This window comes from Nitratidesulfovibrio sp. (assembly GCF_040373385.1).
In the GTDB taxonomy this organism is placed as follows: Bacteria; Desulfobacterota; Desulfovibrionia; order Desulfovibrionales; family Desulfovibrionaceae; genus Cupidesulfovibrio.
The window spans coordinates 190,549-206,995 of the sequence record NZ_JBDXXH010000007.1; the positions used below are offsets into that span (position 1 = coordinate 190,549).

General features: G+C 67.8%; 13 protein-coding genes. 7 read left to right on the top strand and 6 right to left on the bottom strand.

The genetic code is table 11. The annotated features are described in order from the left end of the window. Positions 1-24: 24 nt before the first annotated feature. Positions 25-2,544, bottom strand: coding sequence for a carbamoyltransferase HypF (locus tag ABWO17_RS13050; protein WP_353119216.1), 2,520 nt, complete (start codon positions 2,542-2,544; stop codon positions 25-27). Between the two features lie 444 nt (positions 2,545-2,988). Here ABWO17_RS13050 and ABWO17_RS13055 point away from each other — a divergent pair, with 444 nt between their 5' ends. The 3 genes from ABWO17_RS13055 (at position 2,989) to ABWO17_RS13065 (ending at position 7,057) form a co-directional block, all read left to right on the top strand. Next, positions 2,989-3,555: a helix-turn-helix domain-containing protein gene (locus ABWO17_RS13055; RefSeq protein WP_353119217.1), complete on the top strand. Its 567-nt coding sequence runs from the start codon at positions 2,989-2,991 to the stop codon at positions 3,553-3,555. Between the two features lie 87 nt (positions 3,556-3,642). Next, the gene (locus ABWO17_RS13060; protein WP_353119219.1) at positions 3,643-5,295 is read left to right on the top strand and encodes an AMP-binding protein; all 1,653 of its coding nucleotides are present in this window, start codon (positions 3,643-3,645) and stop codon (positions 5,293-5,295) included. A 283-nt stretch (positions 5,296-5,578) separates the two neighbouring features. Continuing rightward, positions 5,579-7,057 carry an FAD-binding protein gene (locus tag ABWO17_RS13065; protein ID WP_353119221.1) on the top strand — a complete coding sequence of 493 codons (1,479 nt, stop codon included), beginning with the start codon at positions 5,579-5,581 and terminating at the stop codon, positions 7,055-7,057. Positions 7,058-7,459: 402 nt separating this feature from the next. On the opposite strand, the gene pal is transcribed toward ABWO17_RS13065, so the two are convergent. From pal to tolQ, 5 genes are all read right to left on the bottom strand, one after another. Further along, a complete protein-coding gene (pal, locus tag ABWO17_RS13070) occupies positions 7,460-7,972 on the bottom strand; it encodes a peptidoglycan-associated lipoprotein Pal (protein WP_035068045.1) in 513 nt (170 codons plus the stop codon). A 345-nt stretch (positions 7,973-8,317) separates the two neighbouring features. Then, on the bottom strand, positions 8,318-9,658 hold the full coding sequence (gene tolB / locus ABWO17_RS13075) for a Tol-Pal system beta propeller repeat protein TolB (protein WP_353119224.1): 1,341 nt from the start codon (positions 9,656-9,658) through the stop codon (positions 8,318-8,320). Beyond that, on the bottom strand, positions 9,655-10,683 hold the full coding sequence (tolA, locus tag ABWO17_RS13080) for a cell envelope integrity protein TolA (RefSeq protein ID WP_353119226.1): 1,029 nt from the start codon (positions 10,681-10,683) through the stop codon (positions 9,655-9,657). Before tolA ends, tolB begins: the two co-directional genes overlap by 4 nt. 77 nt (positions 10,684-10,760) lie before the next feature. Next, positions 10,761-11,180, bottom strand: coding sequence for a protein TolR (tolR, locus tag ABWO17_RS13085; RefSeq protein WP_007526107.1), 420 nt, complete (start codon positions 11,178-11,180; stop codon positions 10,761-10,763). Between the two features lie 3 nt (positions 11,181-11,183). Continuing rightward, positions 11,184-11,891, bottom strand: coding sequence for a protein TolQ (gene tolQ, locus ABWO17_RS13090; protein ID WP_353119228.1), 708 nt, complete (start codon positions 11,889-11,891; stop codon positions 11,184-11,186). A 749-nt stretch (positions 11,892-12,640) separates the two neighbouring features. Between tolQ and ABWO17_RS13095 the strand changes: the two genes are divergently transcribed. The 4 genes from ABWO17_RS13095 to ABWO17_RS13110 all read left to right on the top strand — a co-directional run bounded on the left by ABWO17_RS13095 (position 12,641) and on the right by ABWO17_RS13110 (position 16,228). Further along, positions 12,641-14,173 (top strand): TolC family protein, encoded by a 1,533-nt coding sequence (locus tag ABWO17_RS13095; RefSeq protein ID WP_353119230.1) that lies wholly within the window; start codon positions 12,641-12,643, stop codon positions 14,171-14,173. Positions 14,174-14,377: 204 nt separating this feature from the next. Then, positions 14,378-14,773, top strand: a complete 396-nt coding sequence (locus ABWO17_RS13100) for a Fur family transcriptional regulator (protein ID WP_353119231.1) — start codon at positions 14,378-14,380, stop codon at positions 14,771-14,773. 553 nt (positions 14,774-15,326) lie between these two features. Continuing rightward, on the top strand, positions 15,327-15,902 hold the full coding sequence (gene rbr, locus ABWO17_RS13105) for a rubrerythrin (protein WP_196609098.1): 576 nt from the start codon (positions 15,327-15,329) through the stop codon (positions 15,900-15,902). Between the two features lie 98 nt (positions 15,903-16,000). Further along, positions 16,001-16,228, top strand: a complete 228-nt coding sequence (locus ABWO17_RS13110) for a rubredoxin (protein ID WP_196609099.1) — start codon at positions 16,001-16,003, stop codon at positions 16,226-16,228. Positions 16,229-16,447 lie beyond the last annotated feature (219 nt).

A 16,447-nucleotide genomic window follows, 5' to 3' on the forward strand; every position in this document is an offset into this window, starting at 1 on the left:
GTCGCTGGCGGAAATCCGGCGCGGTTATCCCTGCCCGGCCAGCACCCGGCGGGCCCAGGCGGCCTGCCCCAGCGAGATGCACCCGTCGCCGGGGGGCAGTTCCGCGTGGGTCAGCACGGTCAGCCCGCGCGCGGCAAGGGCCTGCGGCAGGTGCACGGACAGGGTGAGGTTCTGCATGGCCCCGCCGGACAGGGCCACCACGGGCACGTTCATCACCCCGGCCACGGCGGCGGCCATGTCGGCCAGGCCCGCCACCAGCCCGGCGTGGAAGCGGCGCGCCACCTCTCCGGGCGGGGTGCCGCGCGCCCAGTCGTCGTGCACGGCGCGGAACAGCGCATGCGTGTCGAGCACCAGCGTTTCGCTGCCGTCCCGTGCGCCGCGCAGGGGGCAGGGGTAGGCGTGGGTGAAGAAGGCGTCGTGACTGTCGCCATGCGGGGTGATGGCATCCTGCGCGTGTTCCAGCCGGATGGCCGCCTGCCCCTCGTAGGTAACGGTGTCGCACAGGCCCAGCAGGGCGGACACGGCGTCGAACAGCCGTCCGCAACTGGACGTGAGCGGGGTGTTGATTCCACGTTCCAGCAGGCGCGGCAGAAAGGCGGCGGCTTGGGCGTGGCGGGGCAGCCACGGCCACGGGCGCGCGCCGTCCGTGGCGGGTTCGCGCAGGCCCAGTTGCCACAGCAGCCCCTGCGCGATGCGCCACGGCTCGCGGATGGCGGCCTCGCCCCCCGGCAGGGGGATGCGGGCCAGCCGTCCCAGCCGCTGGTGGTCCAGCGCCACATTGTCCACGTACAACAGTTCGCCGCCCCACACCGTGCCGTCGTCGCCGTGGCCGGTGCCGTCCAGCGCCAGCCCCAGGGCCGGGCCGTCGTGCCGGTTTTCGGCCAGCACGGCGTGGATGTGCGCGAAGTGGTGTTGCAGGGTCAGCACGGGCAGGCCGCTCTGTTCCGCCTCAGCCGTGGTCATGTAGTCGGGGTGCAGGTCGCGCACCACGGCCTGCGGGGTCACTTGCAGGATGCGCGGCAGGTGCGCGGCGATTTCGCGGTGAAAGCCCAGGGTTTCCAGGTTGTGCATGTCGCCGATGTGCTGGCTGACGAAGGCCTTGTCGCCCCGGGTGACGCACAGGGTGTTCTTGAGTTCCGGCCCCATGGCCAGCACGCACGGGCCGTCGCCCGAAAGGAACACGGGCCGGGGGGTGAAGCCGCGCGCCCGGCGCAGGAACTGCGGCGCGCCGGTGACCGGGTTGACCCGCGTCACCGAATCGTCGGTGCGGATCAGGATGTCCCGGTCGTGCAGCAGGAACACGTCGGCAATGCCGGGCAGACGCCGCAACGCCTCGCGGTTGCCGAGGCAGATGGGCTCGCCGCCCGCGTTGCCGGAGGTCATCACCAGCACGGGCACCCGGCCCTCCGGCAGCAGCGCGCCGTACAGGCGCAGCAGCACGTGGTGCAGGGGGGTGTAGGGCAGCATCACCCCCACGAAAGGGGTGTCTGGCGAAACCTGCGGAGAAATGGGGGGCAGGGCGCGGGTTGCGGCGTCGGTCGCGGAGAACGAACCGGGCGCGGCTGGTGATGCGCCGGGCATGCCGCCCGCCAGCCCGGCCAGCGCCCGGCACAGCACGATGGGCCGTTCGCGCCCGGCCAGCAGGGCCTCTTCTTCCGGAGCAACGTGCACGATGCGCCGGGCCGCATCCAGGTCCGGCACCATGATGGCCAACGGCTTGTGGGGCCGGTGCTTGCGGCGGCGCAGTTCGGCCACGGCGGCATCACTGGCCGCGTCGCAGGCCAGATGGAACCCGCCCAGCCCCTTCACGGCGGCAATGCGCCCGGCGGCCAGCGCCGTTGCCAGCGCCCGGATGGCCGGGGTGCCGGTGGGGCGGCCCGCGTCATGATCGTAGCCGGGTCCGGAGCCGGGCGAGGCAGGCGGGGCCGTGTCCGGCGTCGGGCCGTTGGGCGCGCCGTCCACGTACCACACGCGCGGACCGCACACCGGACAGGCGTTGGGCTGGGCGTGAAAGCGCCGGTCCAGCGGGTTTTCATACTCTGACGCGCACTCCGGGCACAGCGGAAAGCAGGCCATGGAGGTCTTGTCGCGGTCGTAGGGAATGAACCGGGTGATGGTGTAGCGCGGCCCGCAGTTGGTGCAGTTGGTGAAGGGGTACAGGTGGCGGCGGTTGGCCGGGTCGGTCATGTCGGCCAGGCAGTCGTCGCAGGTGGCCACGTCGGCGCTGATGAGCACCTCGTGCCCGGCTCCTCCGTCACCGCTGGCAACTATCCGGAATCCGTCCTCGTTGTCCACCACGGCCATGTCCTCGTGCGTGCACGAGACCACCCGGGCCAGCGGCGGCAGCTTGTGGGCCAGGTCGTGCCCGAAGCCGTCAACTGATGCCGCAAGTCCTTGCACCTCTATGAACACCCCGGCGGCAGTGTTGCTGACCGTGCCGGTCAGCGCATGGTCGGCGGCGATGCGGTACACGAAGGGGCGAAACCCCACCCCCTGGACCTGCCCGGAGACGGTGAATTTGCGGCGCGCGAGATCGTCTGGCATGCGGCGACCATAGCGGAAGACCAGCAGCGTGAAAAGGCATGCGGCGGGGACGCAGGGCGCGAACGTGAAGCCGTCGCGCCGCTGTCGGCGGCAGGGCCATGCGCCTACCGCCTCTTTCTTTTGTCGACGCCCGCAGCCGTTGCGGTGCGCGCCTTTACGAACCGGTTGTCATGAATGCGGTGCTCTTATAAAGTGCCGCAACGGTCGCGCCGCGTCGGGTGAGTCCGGTCGCCTTGCGTCAGCGGTCAGGGCAACTCCGGGGGGCCGCGGCGCGACCGGTACGCGACCGTCCACATCTGGTCGCCGTGCCGCTGTTCGCGCGCGCAGTCGGGGTATTTTCCTTGTACAGCACGCGTAGGTCGGCTAGATAAAAAGATTCCCACTGCATTCCGCCGCCGGGTACAGGCGGGGAATTGCACAATCAATCCGCTTCAAGGAGGAGCCATGGGCGCTGACAAGCTTGGCGCGCGCGTGCGCAAGTACAGGGAAGACCGCAGCCTGAGCCGCGAGGAACTCGCGGACGCCGCCGGTCTCAAGACGGAATTCATCGCCGCCCTCGAGGACGACAACCTGTATCCGTCCATCGGGCCGCTACAGAAGCTGGCCCGCGCCCTGAACGTACGCCTTGGCACCTTCATGGACGACGCGGTGAGCCGCGACCCCATCGTGAGCCGCCAGGGCGACCGCGAGGCGGATCTGACCATGCAGAAGGCGCGCAACAAGTGTGCGGCCTTCCGCTTCCACTCGCTGGGCAAGGGCAAGAGCGACCGGAACATGGAGCCGTTCTTCATCGAGATCTGTCCGGAACCCGTGGAGGACCGCAAGCTGTCCTCGCATCAGGGCGAGGAGTTCATCCTGGTGAACAAGGGTTCCATTCGCGTGGTGTACGGCAAGGAAGAGCACGTGCTCGAACCGGGCGACAGCATCTACTACAACTCCATCGTGCCCCACTATGTGGGTGCCGAAGGGGACACCCCGGCCGAGATCTACGCCGTCATCTACTACCCTTAGGCGGCACCGCCGCGCGCTTGCGGGATGCCGGGCGCAAAAGCCCACCCCGAGACGGCGCGCAATCCCCAAGACAGGAGTGGAAGGGGCATGGACGAATTCGCAGTGCGCGAACGGACCCTTGGCCAGATACTGGACGAGACCGTCGCCAAATATCCGGACAACGACGCGGTCATCTACGTGGACCGCGACTACAGGCAGACCTACCGGCAGTTCGCGGAAGTTGTGGACGACCTGGCCAAGGGGCTGATGGCCCTTGGCGTGCAGCATGGCGAAAAGGTGGCCGTGTGGGCCACCAACGTGCCCTACTGGGTGGCGTTGCAGTTCGCCACGGCCAAGATGGGCGCCATCCTGCTCACGGTGAACACCAACTACCGCGAGCACGAGATACGCTACCTGCTCAGCCAGTCGGAGTGCGAGAACCTGTTCATCATCGACGGGTTCCGCGACCACGACTACGTGCAGACCATCTACGACATGATCCCCGAACTGAAGACGCAGACGCGCGGGCAGTTGCGCTGCCCCTCGCTGCCGCACCTGAAGCGGGTCATGTTCCTTGGCGCGGAAAAGCACCGGGGCATGTATTCCGTGCCGGAGATCATGAGCATGTCGGCCATGGTTTCGGACGAGGAATACGCCGAGCGCCAGCGGGCCCTTTCCCCCCACGACGTGGTGAACATGCAGTACACCTCGGGCACCACCGGGTTTCCCAAGGGGGTCATGCTCACCCACGTGAACATCGGCAACAACGGGTACTGGATCGGCAAGAACCAGCACTTCACCGAAAAGGACCGCGTGTGCCTGCCGGTGCCGCTGTTCCACTGCTTCGGCTGCGTGCTGGGGGTATTGGCCGCCATCAACCACGGGTCCGCGCTGGTGATCCTGGAAAGCTTCAGCCCCATGCACGTCATGGCATCCGTGGACCAGGAAAAGTGCACCGCCCTGTACGGGGTGCCCACCATGTTCCTGGCCGTGCTGGAGCACAAGCTGTTCGACCGGTTCGACTTCAGCTCCTTGCGCACCGGCATCATGGCCGGTTCGGTCTGCCCGGAACCGCTGATGCGCCGGGTGGTCGAAAAGATGTACATGCGCGAGATCACCATCTGCTACGGCCTGACCGAAGGTTCGCCGGTGATGACCCAGAGCCTGGTCACCGACCCCTTCGAGCGCCGCGTGCAGACCGTGGGCCGGGCCATGCCGTGCATCGAGGTGCGCATCGTGGACCCGGAAACCAACGAGGAAGTCCCGCGCGGCACCCAGGGCGAGGTGGTCTGCCGGGGCTACAACGTGATGAAGGGCTACTACAACATGCCCGAAGCCACGGCTGCCGCCATCGACACCGAGGGCTGGCTGCATTCCGGCGACCTTGGGGTCATGGACGATGACGGCTATGTGGTCATCACGGGCCGCATCAAGGACATGATCATCCGGGGCGGCGAGAACATCTACCCCCGCGAGATCGAGGAATTCCTGTACGGCATGGACGGGGTGCAGGACGTGCAGGTGGTGGGCGTGGCCAGCCGCAAGTACGGCGAGGAAGTGGGGGCGTTCATCATTCCCAAGCCCGGCGTGGAACTGGCGCCCGAAGACGTGCGAGACCACTGCCGTGGCCGCATTGCCTGGCACAAGGTGCCGCGCTACATCAGCTTCATCGACGCCTACCCCATGACCGCCAGCGGCAAGATCCAGAAGTTCAAGCTGCGCGAGATGGCGGCGGAGCTGTTTCCCGACGCCATGAAATAGCACTCGAATGGTCTTTTCGTCCGTTGGCTGCCCGGTGCAATCGGGTGAGCGGCGAACGGGAAGGGCCACATCCTGTTGCCCGACGATCTGACTGACGACAGCGCCCCCGAAGTCCAGGCTTCGGGGGCGTTTTGCGTGCGGCTTGATTTCCGGTGCGGTTCCGCGCAGACTGAAAGAAACGGAAAGTTTGCCCTGTGGAGGGGGCCTGCCCGTGCGCGTGGGATGGACCCCGTGCACCGGCATGGCGGGTACATGGAATGTCACGGAGCATGAAGGAAGCCGCATGTCGCTGGAAGCGGATGTCCTCATCGCCGGAGCCGGGTTTGCCGGTCTGCGCGCCGCCATCGCCGCCGCCGTTTCGGGGCGCGGCCTGCGCGTCATCGTGCTGGCCCCGCACGAAGGGCCGGGCGGGTCGTCCTTTGCGGGGCATGCGGGCTCGCTGGGCGTGCTGGCCCCTGCCGACGACGAGGAGCGCGAAGCTCTTCTGGAGCGCGCCCTGAGTATCGCGCAACCCGGCACGGCGGACCCGGCACTGGTGCGCCTGCTGCTGGAACAGGGCGAGCCGCGCCTGCGCGAACTGGAGCAGTGGGGCGTGCCGCTGGCCACCGGACCGGGGGGCACCCGGTTGCGCCGCAGTGCCTGTTTTTTTCCGGAAATGGCCGTGGCCGCCGTGATTCCCGACTGCGCCGCCGCCCACGCGGCCGTGCTGCGCGTGGCCGTGGCGGCGGGGGTAGAGGTGTTGCCGGGCTTCACCCTGGCCGCGCTGGGCGTGGAGGGCGGCTCACCCGGCAGTGCGCTGTGCCTGGACCCGGTCGGCAACGTGCTGCCGGTGCGCGCCCGGTCCGTGGTGCTGGCCGTGGGCGGACCTGCCTCGCTCTTCACCAACGATGCTTCCGGCCCGGGGCAGACCGGCACCGGGCTGGGCCTTGCCCGGGACTGCGGCGCCCGTACCGGCAATGCCTCGTTCCTCCAGTTCCTGTGGTACGAGGGCGGGCAACCTTTCCCCTTCCTGCCCCAACGGGCGCACGAACTGGAAGTGGCCGGACCGGACGGCGTGCCTGCCGCCCTGCCGCGCCAACTGCGCCATCACGTGGCCAGCCGGGCCACCCATGCCCCGTGGGGCTGGGGCCTGCCCGACGCCGCGCTGGACGCCTACCTGCTGGCCCGCATGACCCCGGCGGGGGTGGTGCCGGTGCGCTACCATGGCGAGCGCGAGCCGCGCCTGCTGTCGCTCATGGCCCAGGCTGGCAACGGCGGGGCGCTCATCGACGCGGACGGGCGCACCTCGGTGGCGGGCCTGTTCGCCTGCGGCGAATGCGCCACCGGCATGCACGGGGCCAACCGCATCGGCGGTGCCATGGTGCTGGCCGCCCAGGTCTTCGGGCACCGGGCGGGCATCGCGGCGGCCCTGCACGCCCATTCCGCGCTGCTGCCCCCGCCTCCCACCGCGCCCGAAGCGCCGGAACACCAGTCCGCGCGCCACCCCCTGCGCCTGCGCGAAGCCATGCAGCGCAACTGTCTGCCGGGCATCCCCGGCGAGGCCCTGCATGCGGCGCGCCCCGGCTTTGGGGGGCCTGCCGGTTCCGAGCGGCAGCGGCAGGAACTGGAGCTGTTCGTGGAACGACTGAAGGCGTTGTTGCTGCTGCCCGCCGTGGATCTGCTGGACCGTGCCCGGGTCATTTCCTGCCTGACTGTGGCCGAGCACCGCCTGCGTCGTCTGCGCGCGGAATGCGAGGCCGTTGCGCCAGCCCCTGTGGCCTGAGCCGCGTCCACACGCTTCTTGCGTGTCCGTGACGTCACGCGCCCACACCGTCCCCGCATTGATCACACACCGCCCGCGCCATGCAGCTGCTGATGGAGTGCGGGAGCGCGCTTTCGCACGCAGTGCGGTAGCGCACGGACCCGGCGGGAGAAAACGGGGCGGCCCTGCCTCGTCACCACTGTGCGCGCATCGGGCCTGGGCCGGGCGTTCCTGATTTGACCGAGTGCTGTTGTGCGGGCTGAACTGGCGCGGGATGAACTGGCGCGGGCTGAACTGGCGCGGGCAGCCGGTGATGCGGGGGGCCGTGCCGCAGTACGGCCACGGGGCAGGCGGCGCACGCCGCAAAAAAGGAAGGCCGCCCCCGCGAACGGGAGCGGCCTTGAAATCAGGCGGAACCAAAACTTACTTGATGATCTTGAACTCGCCGCGGCGGTTCTTGGACCAAGCAGCTTCGGTGTGACCTTCCACGGCAGGACGTTCTTCGCCGTAGCTGATCATTTCCAGCTGACCGGCGTTCACGCCGGACATCACCAGGTACTCGTAGGCGGCACGAGCGCGACGTTCGCCGAGGGCCAGGTTGTATTCCTGGGTACCACGTTCGTCGCAGTGGCCTTCCACCAGCACGCGGATCGAGGGGAACTTCTTCAGCACGTCAGCCTTCTGCTTCAGGACTTCCTTGGATTCGGCCTTCAGGTCGAACTTGTCGAAGTCGAAGTAGACTTTGGCGTCGGTGATGATCTGCTGGGCCCGGGCAAGGGCTTCCAGCTGGGCACGACGGGCCGAATCGTCCTCGGCGGCCATGGGGGCGCCGGCGGATTCGGGGGTGGCGGCGACCTGCTTCTTGGCGCAGCCGAAGCCGGTGGCGAGGACCAGGGCCAGAGTCAGGACAAGCCCAAAGCGCTTTGCGGTGTTCATGTGATTCCTCCTAGACAGCTCTTCGCTCCAATAGAATTATGCAGAGAACGGTTCCTTTCCTTTATCCCTCTCCGTCGGCTTCGGCCGCAACCCTAACACCCCCGGAGTGGGACAGCAGTAATGGTATCTCTACGCCGTTTTTTGTCAAGATGGGGGATTGCGGTATCTCCACTTTCCCCCACGATTTTTTTGGTTTTGCCCCCTCCGGAGGGGGTGTTGGCCCGTCCGGAACGTTCCACGAGGCGCGATATGCGCGTGCCGTCGTGAAACACGCGCTCGGGCGACCGTCCCGTGCCCCGCGCCGAGGGGGTGTTCGCACCCCGCGCTGTGCCCGTGTCTTGCCGCCTAATCGGGGATCATGCCCCAGTCCGGGAACGAGGCATCGCCCGCGCCGGTGGGCACCCGCTTGGCGTCGCCGCCGTGCCGGGTGATCAGGTAGATCTGCTTCGCGCCACTGCGGGTGGAGGTGAACGCCAGAAAGTAGCTGTCGGGCGCGAAGGACGGGGTTTCGTCTGTGCCGGGGCCAAAGGTGACCTGCCGTTCCGACTGGGTGACCATGTCGTACACGAAGATGCGGTGGCCAAAGTCGGTCATGCGGGCAAAGGCGATCAGCGTGCCGTCGGGGCTGATGGACGGGGCGGTGTTGTAGTTGCCGCTGCGGCTGATGCGCGTCACCTGCCCGGTGGTCAGGTCCTTCAGGAATATCTGCGGGCCGCCCAGGCGGCTGGAGCAGAAGGCCATCTTGGTGCCGGTGGCGTCGAACGAGGGCGAAACGTCGATGGAGGCGCTGTCCTCCAGCGGGCGTTCCTTCTGGAACACATGGCTCAGCAGGAAGATGCCGGGGTTCTTGCCGGTGGAAAGGCTGACCGCCACCTTGTTGTCGGGCAGGAAGGTGGGGCCGATGACGGTGTTGCCGGGAAACTTGATGCGCTGGGTCTGGCGGGTCAGGCGGTCCCACACCCCGAGGGCGTGGGTGCGGTCGTCCATGTGGCTGAACACGATGAACCGCGCGTCGGGCGACCACGACGGGGACATGGCCTCGCCCGGCAGGTTGGTGATCTGGCGCAGGTCGCGGCCGGTGGGCTTGCTGAGCCACACGTCCTTCTTGTTCTTGCCGCCCGATTTCACGAAGGCCAGGGTGGACTTGAAGAACTCGCCCCGCCCGGTCAGGGCCTTCATGAGGTCGGAGCAGAACCGGTCGGCCACGTCGGGCAGCTGGGTTTCCTGGATGTCGTAGTAGCCCTTGCCGAACACCAGCTTGCCGGAATACGCCTCGTACACGCGCAGTTCGACGAAGGGCTTGCCGGGGGCGTCGCCCTGGGGCCAGCCCGCCGTGACCACAAGGTCGGTGCCCGCGATCTGGAAGCGCTTGAAGTCGATGTCCGGGGCCTTGTAGCTTTGCAGCACCGAACCGCCCAGAATGGCCTTGGGGTCGGTCAGGCGCAGGAACGGCAGAAAGCTCAGGTTCTCGCGGATGATTTCGTTCAGCTTCACGCCCTGCCCGGTCACCGGGGTGCCGGGGGTGGGGCCCAGCGGATCGGCCAGGGCAAGGTTCAGGCTGCCCTGGCCGGGGCCGTAGATGTCGATCTGCACGGGGCCGGCCGCAAGGGCCGGGGCCGCCAGCGCGCAACACGCGATGAGGCACACTGCCGCCATAAGGCGGTGGATGGCATGACGCTGTCTCATCTTTTTCCGATCATTTCCTGAAGGTTGAAGTTGAGCACAAGGTCCTGGAATTCCGCGCTGGGCGGGGGCGGCAGTATGCCGGTCTTGCCCAGCGCCTTCAGGGTCGACGAGTCGAAGTCGGCCCGGCCCGAGGACTGCTCCACGCTGAAATCCTGTATCTGGCCGTTGGGAGCCACCTTCACCCGTACCCGTACCATGAGGTTCTCGCGGTTGGCGAGGGCGGGGAATTCCCAGTGGCTGCGCACGATCTGCATGACCTGCATGGTGTACACCCCGGCGATGCCGACGCCGCCGGAGCCTTCGCCCCCGCTGCCGTCACCGCCGCCCGCCGCGCCGCCGCCTCCGCCACCCTTGACGGTGGCCTGCAATGCGGACAGGGCGTTGGCCACGTCCTTGGCACCAGCGGCGCCGGACGTGACGCCCGCGCGGGTCTTGCCCTGTTCCGGCGCGCCGCCGGTCTTGGTCTGCGCGTCGGCCAGGGCCTGCTTCAGCACGTCCTTGGGGTTCGGTGCGGGCTTCTCGTCCTTTGCGGGTGTGGCGGGGGCCGCAGGCTTGGCCGGGGCTGCCGCCGTGGCGTTCTTCGAAACGTCCTTGGGCGGTTCCGGCTTGGTCTGCTTCTCGTCCTTCTTTTCGCTGATGGCCTTGGCGTCGGGTTTGGGCTCGGGCTTGGGCTCGGGCTTCGGTTCCGGCTTGGGTTCCGGTTTCGGCTCGGGCTTGGGCTCGGGCTTGGGTTCCGGCTTCGGCTCTGCCTTGGGCGCGGGTTTTTCCTGCACTTCGGGCGTGGCCACGGGCGCGGCCTTGGGGGCCGACGCCGTGGGTGCGGGGGCCGGGGCGGCCTGCGGTTGCGCGGGGCCGGGAGCGGGGGCGGGCGGAGCCTTGGGGCCTCCGGGCGCGCCCAGGCTTACCAGGTCCACCTGCACCACGGGCATGTCCAGGCGCACCGGCGGCGACGAGGGCCAGAAAAAGACCAGCAGCACGATGGCGCAGTGCAGGCTGAGCGACAGCAGAAAACTTGAGTAGCGCATGTCGACCCCGGCCTACCGCGCAGCCTTGCCGCGAAGGATGTGGAACCGGACCGTGCCGTCCCTTCGTGATGACGGGCTCATTTCTTCTTCGGGTCCTCGCGTTCCGCCACGACGCCGAGCTTTTCGATGCCCGCCGCCTTGATGTGCCCCATCACGTCCACCACCACGCCGTAGGGCACGGCCTTGTCGGCCTGGAGAAAGAGCAGCTTGTTCTTCTCCTTGACCAGGCGTTGCAGGTAGCCTTCCAGTTCCTCGATGGTCACCTTGTACTCGTCGAGGTACATCACCCCGTCCTTGCGCACGGTGAGCAGCAGGTGGTCGCTGTCCGCGGGCAGCACCTGCACGGTGCGCGTCTGGGGCAGGTCCACCTCGAGCCCTTCGGTCATCATGGGGGCCGTGACCATGAAGATGATGAGCAGCACCAGCATCACGTCCACGAAGGGAGTGACGTTGATTTCGGCGACGAAGCCGCCCTTGTTGCCGACGGAAGCACCCATGGGCTAGCCCCGGTCCGTGCGGTCGCCGCGGTCAGCAGAAGGGCGCGCCGCGCCGCGATGGGCGTTGATTTCGCGCTGTACCCGGTTCAGGAACGCGCCCGCGAAGTTGACGAGCTGCACTTCTATGCTGCTGATCATGCCCAGAAAGACGTTGTAGCCCACGGTGGCGGGAATGGCCACGAACAGGCCGATGGCCGTGGCGATGAGCGCTTCCGAGATGCCGGGGGCCACGGTGGCGAGCGAGGCGCTCTTCATCTGGCCGATGGCATGGAAGGAGGTCATGATGCCCCATACCGTGCCGAACAGGCCGATGAACGGTGCGGTGTTGGCGGCGGTGGCCAGGAACGACAGCGAGGCGGAAAGGCGGGTCATTTCGTTGCCCACGCCCTGGCGCAGCGAACGGCGCACGTTGTCGGCCACCACGTCGCCCGTGCTGCCCGCCTCTTTCAGGCGGTTGAACTCGGCCACGCCCTGCTGGGCCACATGGTAGAGGGGCGAGGCGGCGTCACCGCCCAGCGACTGCACGGCCTCGCGCAGGTCGCGGGCCTTCTGGAAGCGTTCAAGGCCGTCGGCGGCCTTGCGCTGCGCGGATTTCAGGGCAAACCACTTCTGGAACATCAGCGTCCAGCTGCCGATGGACATGAGCACCAGAAGGACGAGAATGAACTTGGCCACCAGGGTAGCCTGGGCAAGAATCGAGAGAATATCCATGACGTTGGGTGTCTCCACCGGGTGTTGAGTTGTACCGTGCGGCTGGCGGGGCGCGATGTGCCGTGGTGCCATGCGCGACCGGTGCGCGGCGTGCGGGTGACGGGGCGTGCGGGTGACGGGGCGTCTGGGGCCGCATGGGGTCGCGCCTGACTCCGTCGAGTCGCGCCGGGTCACGCAGTTTCGTGGGCGCGTTCGGCACCCCGCCCTCCATTTAGTCGTCTCGGGACAATGATGCAATGGGATTCAGGGGCTCCGGCGCGAAAAGGAGCGCACTTTCCGGGGCAAGGCGGCAAGGCGGCGCGGGGCGTGGGTTGGCGGGGCCGCGCGGGTGGGCGACGGTACGTGCGCAAGCGCACCGCTTGGGCCGTGCGTCCTGTCGGTCATCCCGATCTTCCGGTACGCGTCGCCTGTCCGGACAGGCAGGGCTGTCCGTCCGGGTTGCGGGGGCCTGCCTGCGGGCCGCCCCGATTGTGCAAGGTCGCCCTCCGGACACCGGATATGTGCATGTTGTTGCAAGTGCGCCCGGCCCCGGCTACACTCCGCCGCGTATCCGCCCCGGCACCGCCGCCGGGCATAGGCCTGGCCGGCCCCCCCCCGTTCGATGCCGTTCGAGGGCACCTGACGCGGCGATCCGTTCCGAATCGTCGGAACGGCCCGGACAGCAGCATCAGGCGGGTATTGCCGGCTACCGTCCCACGGCCCACGCCGACCCCACTCCCCACTCCACGAAGCCTCCGCAAGGAGTATCCATGCATCGCACCACCGTCACCGGCCCGTCGATGGAGCACCGCCGCATGCGCGGCCCAGAACGCCCGGCACTTCTTTTCCTGCTCCTGTGCGCCGCCTTGTCCGGCGTCTTCGCGACGGGTTGGGCCCTGCCCGACGTTGCCCTGGCGGCAGAGGCGGCCCCGTCCTCGACGCCGTCTTCCGCCTCGTCTTCGCTCCCGTCTTTGCCCCCATCTTCGCCCCCGGCTGGGGGCGCGCCGATGGGCATGGCCGCCGCACCCCGAGGCGCCGAGGGCGAGGCCCCGGCCACGGGCGGGGAATACGACATGCGCCGTGCCGTGGAATCCGCCCTGCGCGACAATCAGGGCGTGGTGGCCGCCCGTGCCGGACGCGATGCGGCGGAAGAAGGGCGCAAGTCCGCGCGGGGGGCGTTCGGCCCGGCCGTGTCCACCACCTACGGCTATGACCGCCTGAACGAAAAACCCACCTCCATGTCGCGCGAACTGGACAACGACACCTACACCTGGACCGTGGGCGTCAGCCAGCCGCTGTTCACCGGGCTGCGGCTGCTGTCCACCTACCAGAAGGCCGCGCTGGAAACGGAACGCCAGGCCCTGACGCTGGACAAGTCGCGCTTGGACCTTGCCGTGCAGGTGCAGGAAGCCTTTCTGGCCTACCTGAAGGCGGGCGAGAACGTGCGCAGCGCGCGCGATGCCCTGAGCCGCCTGCTTGAACAGGCCAAGGTTACCCGCGCCTTCTACGACGTGGGACTGCGCCCGCGCCTGGACGTGTTGCAGGCCGAGGTGGACGTGTCCAATGCAGAATCGCTGCTGATCACCGCCGAAAACGACCATGCCACCCAGCGCGCACGGCTGAATACCCTGCTCACCCTGCCCGTGGGCAGCAACACCGCCTACGTGGGCGCGCTGGTGCCCGTGGGCTTCGGCATGACCCTTGAGCAGTGCCTGGAACGTGCCTACCGCAACCGGCCCGACGTGCGCATTGCCAGCAAGGCCGTGGAAATCGCGGGCAAGGACGTGCGCATCGCGGACAGCGGGCTGTACCCGCAGGTGTCGGCCAACTTCAATTGGGCCACCGACGGCGACCACCCCGAAGCCTCGGGCAGCACCCTGAGCCCCACCGGGTTCAGCCAGTGGTCCACCGGGCTGAAAGCCGAGTGGAGCGTGTTCGAGTGGGGCAGGACGTGGTATTCCGGCCAGCAGGCCCGCCAGGTGGAAACCCAGGTGCGCGCCGAAGAGGCCAACCTGCACCACGAGGTGGCCTACGAAGTGCAGTCGCGGCTGCTGACCCTGACCGATTCCTCCAAGCGCATCGCGGTGGCCACCAAGGGGCTGGCCCAGGCCGAGGAAGCCTATCGCGTGGCCGTGGCCCGCTATCAGGCCCAGGTGGGCACCAATACCGACGTGCTGGACGCCCAGGCCAAGCTGACCGCCGCCGAGGCAACCCTGACCGGAGCCAAGGCCGAATACCTGGATGCGCTGTCCAAACTGTGGGCGGCCATGGGCGAGCTGAAGCCTGCGCTCACCGACGGCTAGCAAGGCTGCCGAAGGACCGGTGCCGCCGCGGGCGGACCGGACAGGCGGACATGGGGAACATTTCAGGGCCGCCGGGGCAATCCCGGCGGCCCTGTTGCATGCGGAACGTCGGATTTCGCCGGGGAGCGCCATTTCTTTCGCGCGGGTCTTGACATGGCGCCCCATAAACAGTAACCATTACCAATAAACAACATGAGGTCCCACATGACCCAGCAGCAACAGACCCGCATGACCAAGCAACGCATGGTCATTCTTGAAGAACTGCGCCGCGTGCACAGCCACCCCACGGCGGACGAGGTCTACGGCATGGTCCGGCAGCGGTTACCGCGCATCAGCCTGGGCACCGTGTACCGCAACCTCGACCTGCTGGCCGAATCGGGCGACATCCTGAAGCTGGAATCGGCCGGGTCGCAGAAACGCTTCGACGGCAACGTCACCCCGCACCAGCACGTGCGCTGCACCCACTGCGGCCGGGTGGGCGACGTGATGGAACCCGTGCGCCTGCCCGACCTTTCGGGGGCGCGCGCACCCGGCTTCATCATCCTTTCCGGGCGCATCGAGTTCGAAGGGATATGCGAGGCCTGCGCCTCGAAGAACTGAGCGCCGCTTCTTCCGTCTCCCATTCCGTCCCGCTCGCGGCATGTTCACTCTTGCGTGGGATGCGTGGTGATTGTACGTTCGCAGCGTGGAGTCCTGCACGACTTCATGATGCGTGGCGCGCAACTGCATGGTGTGCGTGCACGGAACCGTACAAGGTCCGCGTGCGTTCCGCCCCGGTGTCGCCGTCAAGGCGCGGCATTGGTCCAGGCAGCTCGTCCTGTCCCACGCGTCCGGCCTACGTGTCCGGCCCACTAGTCCGGCGCGCATGTCCGGCGCGCATGTCTTGGCTGCCCGGCCGGTGTAGCTGTCTGGTCCACCTGTCTGGTTCCCTGTGTGGTCCAGCCTGTCGGGTCCGCCGCCTCCGCATATTTCGCACCGCGTGCATGTCATCCGGCATGGCGCGCCCCCCTGGTCATTCCATCACGGTTCCGAGGCCCCTTCACCACGCCGGGGCGTCGGGCCATGCTTTGCGGCGCATGTGGCCGCGCGGCCCGGCGCCATCAGGCTACCTCCCCCATTCACCCGGAACACAACGACAACTCAAGGAGCAGTCATGAAAGCCCTGAAAGGCACCAAGACCGAACGCAACATCCTGACCGCCTTTGCCGGCGAATCGCAGGCCCGCAACCGCTACGACTATTTCGGCGCCCGCGCCAAGAAGGACGGCTTTGTCCAGATCGCCGACATCTTTGCCGAAACCGCCAGCCAGGAAAAGGAACACGCCAAGCGCCTGTTCAAGTTCCTTGAAGGCGGCGAGGTGGAGATCGTGGCGGCCTTCCCGGCGGGCGTCATCGGCGATACCCACGCCAACCTCATCAGCTCGGCGGCGGGTGAAAACCACGAGTACACCGAAATGTACCCCTCGTTCGCGCGCATCGCCCGCGAGGAAGGTTTTGACGAGATCGCCAAGGTATTCATGAGCATCGCCGTGGCCGAAGAATTCCATGAGCGCCGCTTCCTGGGCTTTGCCAAGAACGTCAAGGAAGCCCGCGTGTTCGTGCGCGAATCGTCCGTGGTGTGGCGCTGCCGCAACTGTGGCTACCTGCACGAAGGCACCGAGGCCGCGCACCTGTGCCCCGCGTGCGCCCACCCGCAGGCCCACTTCGAACTGCTGGGCATCAACTGGTAGGACGTCACGCACCGATGCGGGCGGCATGCGACGTGCGCCGCCCGCGCGCCGTGCGACAGGCCGGAATACGGGCCGAAATCCGGGGGGAAGGAGGCACCATGGCCGATCCCAGGGACATGTGGCGTTGTCAGACCGTCAACTGCGGCTATGTCTACGACCCTGACCGGGGCGACCGGAAGGGCAAGGTGCCGCCGGGCGTGCGCTTCGAAGACCTGCCCGACACCTGGCACTGCCCGGTGTGCGGCGGTACCAAGCGGTGTTTCCGGCCCATGGCCGGGCCCGGATCAACGGAGCAGCCCAACTGCGAACTGCCCACGGACAAGTAGAGTCTGACAGGCAAGGCCTACCATGCAAGATATGACAGGCAAGGCCGCGCTGCATCCTTAGCGGGCCGCACCCGCCGGACGTTGCCGATCAACGCACTGAACACCTCGCCGGAACAGTATGTTCCGGCGGGGCTTTTCGTGTTCTGGCATGGCTTCCCGACCGCCGATTGATAATCATCGCGGCCCGGTGGCCTCCCTTCTACCATGGCCCAGGCTCGG

Excerpts from the sequence above, each read along its gene's own strand:
- ABWO17_RS13050 (WP_353119216.1), bottom strand. The coding sequence starts at position 2,544 with ATGCCAGACGATCTCGCGCGCCGCAAATTCACCGTCTCCGGGCAGGTC.
- tolA (WP_353119226.1), bottom strand. The coding sequence starts at position 10,683 with ATGCGCTACTCAAGTTTTCTGCTGTCGCTCAGCCTGCACTGCGCCATC.
- tolR (WP_007526107.1), bottom strand. The coding sequence starts at position 11,180 with ATGGGTGCTTCCGTCGGCAACAAGGGCGGCTTCGTCGCCGAAATCAAC.
- ABWO17_RS13065 (WP_353119221.1), top strand. The coding sequence starts at position 5,579 with ATGTCGCTGGAAGCGGATGTCCTCATCGCCGGAGCCGGGTTTGCCGGT.
- ABWO17_RS13095 (WP_353119230.1), top strand. The coding sequence starts at position 12,641 with ATGCATCGCACCACCGTCACCGGCCCGTCGATGGAGCACCGCCGCATG.
- tolB (WP_353119224.1), bottom strand. The coding sequence starts at position 9,658 with ATGAGACAGCGTCATGCCATCCACCGCCTTATGGCGGCAGTGTGCCTC.
- tolQ (WP_353119228.1), bottom strand. The coding sequence starts at position 11,891 with ATGGATATTCTCTCGATTCTTGCCCAGGCTACCCTGGTGGCCAAGTTC.
- ABWO17_RS13055 (WP_353119217.1), top strand. The coding sequence starts at position 2,989 with ATGGGCGCTGACAAGCTTGGCGCGCGCGTGCGCAAGTACAGGGAAGAC.
- rbr (WP_196609098.1), top strand. The coding sequence starts at position 15,327 with ATGAAAGCCCTGAAAGGCACCAAGACCGAACGCAACATCCTGACCGCC.
- ABWO17_RS13060 (WP_353119219.1), top strand. The coding sequence starts at position 3,643 with ATGGACGAATTCGCAGTGCGCGAACGGACCCTTGGCCAGATACTGGAC.
- pal (WP_035068045.1), bottom strand. The coding sequence starts at position 7,972 with ATGAACACCGCAAAGCGCTTTGGGCTTGTCCTGACTCTGGCCCTGGTC.
- ABWO17_RS13110 (WP_196609099.1), top strand. The coding sequence starts at position 16,001 with ATGGCCGATCCCAGGGACATGTGGCGTTGTCAGACCGTCAACTGCGGC.
- ABWO17_RS13100 (WP_353119231.1), top strand. The coding sequence starts at position 14,378 with ATGACCCAGCAGCAACAGACCCGCATGACCAAGCAACGCATGGTCATT.